The sequence below is a fragment of the Dorea sp. AM58-8 genome (assembly GCF_003464045.1).
Classification (GTDB): Bacteria; Bacillota; Clostridia; order Lachnospirales; family Lachnospiraceae; genus Claveliimonas; species Claveliimonas ammoniilytica.
Genome location: NZ_QSDM01000047.1, coordinates 1 through 2,576, shown reverse-complemented (window position 1 = coordinate 2,576; position 2,576 = coordinate 1). Strand labels below are relative to the sequence as shown.

At 32.1% G+C, this 2,576-nt stretch carries 4 protein-coding genes; all 4 read left to right on the top strand.

Annotated features, from left to right (window positions below; all coding sequences use genetic code 11):
- Positions 1-192 precede the first annotated feature (192 nt).
- The 4 genes from DXA18_RS15345 to DXA18_RS15330 all read left to right on the top strand — a co-directional run bounded on the left by DXA18_RS15345 (position 193) and on the right by DXA18_RS15330 (position 2,502).
- On the top strand, positions 193-819 hold the full coding sequence (locus tag DXA18_RS15345) for a hypothetical protein (RefSeq protein ID WP_015515219.1): 627 nt from the start codon (positions 193-195) through the stop codon (positions 817-819).
- A gap of 138 nt (positions 820-957) precedes the next feature.
- Positions 958-1,560 (top strand): hypothetical protein, encoded by a 603-nt coding sequence (locus DXA18_RS15340; RefSeq protein ID WP_118384581.1) that lies wholly within the window; start codon positions 958-960, stop codon positions 1,558-1,560.
- Positions 1,561-1,597: 37 nt separating this feature from the next.
- On the top strand, positions 1,598-1,969 hold the full coding sequence (locus DXA18_RS15335; protein WP_005335762.1) for a hypothetical protein: 372 nt from the start codon (positions 1,598-1,600) through the stop codon (positions 1,967-1,969).
- A gap of 17 nt (positions 1,970-1,986) precedes the next feature.
- Complete coding sequence (locus DXA18_RS15330; RefSeq protein ID WP_117494388.1) at positions 1,987-2,502, top strand: hypothetical protein; 516 nt, start codon at positions 1,987-1,989, stop codon at positions 2,500-2,502.
- Positions 2,503-2,576: the final 74 nt, after the last annotated feature.

Here is a 2,576-nt window from a genome sequence, read left to right as displayed (position 1 = left end):
TCGACAGGCAGTGTATTAAAATTAGGTGGATGTAATTGAAGAAAAAATATGATATCATGTGAGTAACAAATCGGGAGTTGCAAAAGAGAATAATGAGAATTACTTAACTGATGAGGAACAGCACAAAATCATAATTAAGGATTATGATATGTTGTTTGAATACAGAGAATAGCAAAAAACGGAGGAAAAATCATGAAAAAACGCACTCTTACTGTACTAGTTGTTGTGTTAGTATGCACATTCTTGACGGCGTGTAGTAAAGAAATAGACACTGTGACGGAATCTGTAAACGAAAAGGAAAGTAGTGTAATAAAGAACCCTACAGTTTTAGAAGATACAATAGAAATTGTTTTTCCAGAACAGTTTGAAGGATTGTCTGGGTATGATGAAGAAGCACTAGTTGACTATCTTAAAGAAAACAGTGACGGAAATTATCAGAAAATCGAATGTATTGACGGACAAGTTAATATGGTTGCTACTCAGGAAGAAATTGAGTATTGGAAAGGATATGTTGAAAAACATATAGATGATCAAAAGGCAGTATTAACAGGTATCAATCAGAAGTATGATATGTGTTGTAATGATTCATATAACACTATTAATATGTACTATGATCAAGAGCTTTCATTTAAAAAAGCTTTTTCATGCGTTGGAAAAACAGCTATATATTGTGCCATGTATCAGATATTAGATGGCAATCCTGATTATTCAATTTATCTAAATATTTATAATGTCGATACAGGGAAATTAGTAGTTGGCGGAAATCTAATGAATGAAGAAGTTTCATATACAGATGAGGACTGGGAAAAAACTTTCTAGAGAAAAGAAAAATTTTATGCTTTGTAATAAGATGGATTTCTATTAGAATGACAATCTGGTATGATATATTACTCTGACAGGCTATAACTTCCAGTTTACAGAATCAAGAAAATTGAAATTTGAGGAGGAGATTGTTGTGTGGATATAATAATTCCACTACTTATAGTATCGGTTCTTATCGGAATTCCAACATGGTTAATGGTTCGAACTATGAACAAAGCCGATAAAAACACGATTGTTTACTCACCGGAAGACGTGACTAAAAAACTTCGCAAAGGATTCTATTTGTCATTTTGGGGGATAGATTTATTGTTTGGAGCGATTCCTTTGTTTGTTCTTATACTTTGCGATTTTCCTAGAGTCTTTCAATTTATCGTTCCGGCTGCAGCATTTGTCGTTGGATTTATCATGTTTTTTATTGGAAGAATTCAGGTCGGGATAATGACCAGATACATTAATTTTTGCAACAGAGAGCGAACAGAATTTGAGGAATGGGTTTTGCAAGCTATGCTGGGCATCGAGGAAGTGGCCATGAGAAGAAATGGAATAAATTCCATAACAAAAGTAATTCCTGGTGTTACAGATGATATGCTTTCAGCCATGAATAGTACAGGTATCATCAGTGGTTATATGGAAGTCGGAAGAGTTTACACCGGAAAAAATATATTAAAAAATCACTGGCCAATAATTAGTATTATAGTGGCAATTCTAATCTCTATTGTAATTACTGTAATAAGATAATTTTTATAGGCAGAAAAAATTAGGAGAAGTGAGGAATATGCAGAAAAGAGACTTAATCCAAGCGAATGCTTCATTAGAAAATCTACGACAGAACTTGGACATGAAGGATTTTGCAAAAGAAATATTACTTGAGGAGAATTATAATAAATTTATAAGATCATACAAATTTACATTTTGGTTTCAATTAATCGGTGTATTAGCTGGATTTATAGTGCCATCAGTTGTTCTTCTTGTTATTTTTAAAGAATTTATTTACTGTGCTTTTGGTGCAACTATAGGAATTTTTTGGATGTGTGTATGGATGCTGCTAAGTATGGTAATTCCCCCGACAAGGATATATCGAAAATTTGCAAAGTGGTATAGGAAAAGCGATGTGTCTATACGCGACTTGGATGAGATATTTTATTGAAGGGGACAGAAAAATAGATGGAGATGAAAAAGGAATCTAATATATTGACTGAGGAAGAACCCAAATACATAATATCGCTAAAGAAGAGATATAGAATTCTTTATATCGTTATGTTTGTCTTATTTTTGGTGTGTACGATGTATTTTGGAGTGATATCATTTTGTGCAGGTACAGATACGATGATTTTTGGCATTGGAATCACAGTTATTTTCTTTATATTTTTATTCTGTTCTTTGTATGGTTTAACAAGAAAATGTGAAAGATACAAAGGTAAAGTTGTGTATTCATTTTTCTTAACAAAAAGAGAATATAAATTGTCAGACATTGCATTCTCCAATGAAAAAATTGAAGAGTTTTATAAAGATTATGGAGATGGAAATGTAAGCAGCAGTTGGGATAAGGTCACGACTTTCTATAATAAACAAGGTGAAAAGCTCTTTAAATTTGGCTTAGCTTATGATAACGTTCAGTTATTAGTAAGAGATGCAAAAAATACACAGAGAAGTATTTCAAATCAGAAAAAGAAGAATTAGACAACTTCAAGTTGTAGAATTCAAAAATTTAATATGAAATGTGAGATAGAGCGTATGGAAATAATCTATACGTT

Bases quoted from the DNA above. Each gene is read 5' to 3' on its own strand.
- DXA18_RS15345 (WP_015515219.1), top strand. From the start codon at position 193: ATGAAAAAACGCACTCTTACTGTACTAGTTGTTGTGTTAGTATGCACA.
- DXA18_RS15335 (WP_005335762.1), top strand. From the start codon at position 1,598: ATGCAGAAAAGAGACTTAATCCAAGCGAATGCTTCATTAGAAAATCTA.
- DXA18_RS15330 (WP_117494388.1), top strand. From the start codon at position 1,987: ATGGAGATGAAAAAGGAATCTAATATATTGACTGAGGAAGAACCCAAA.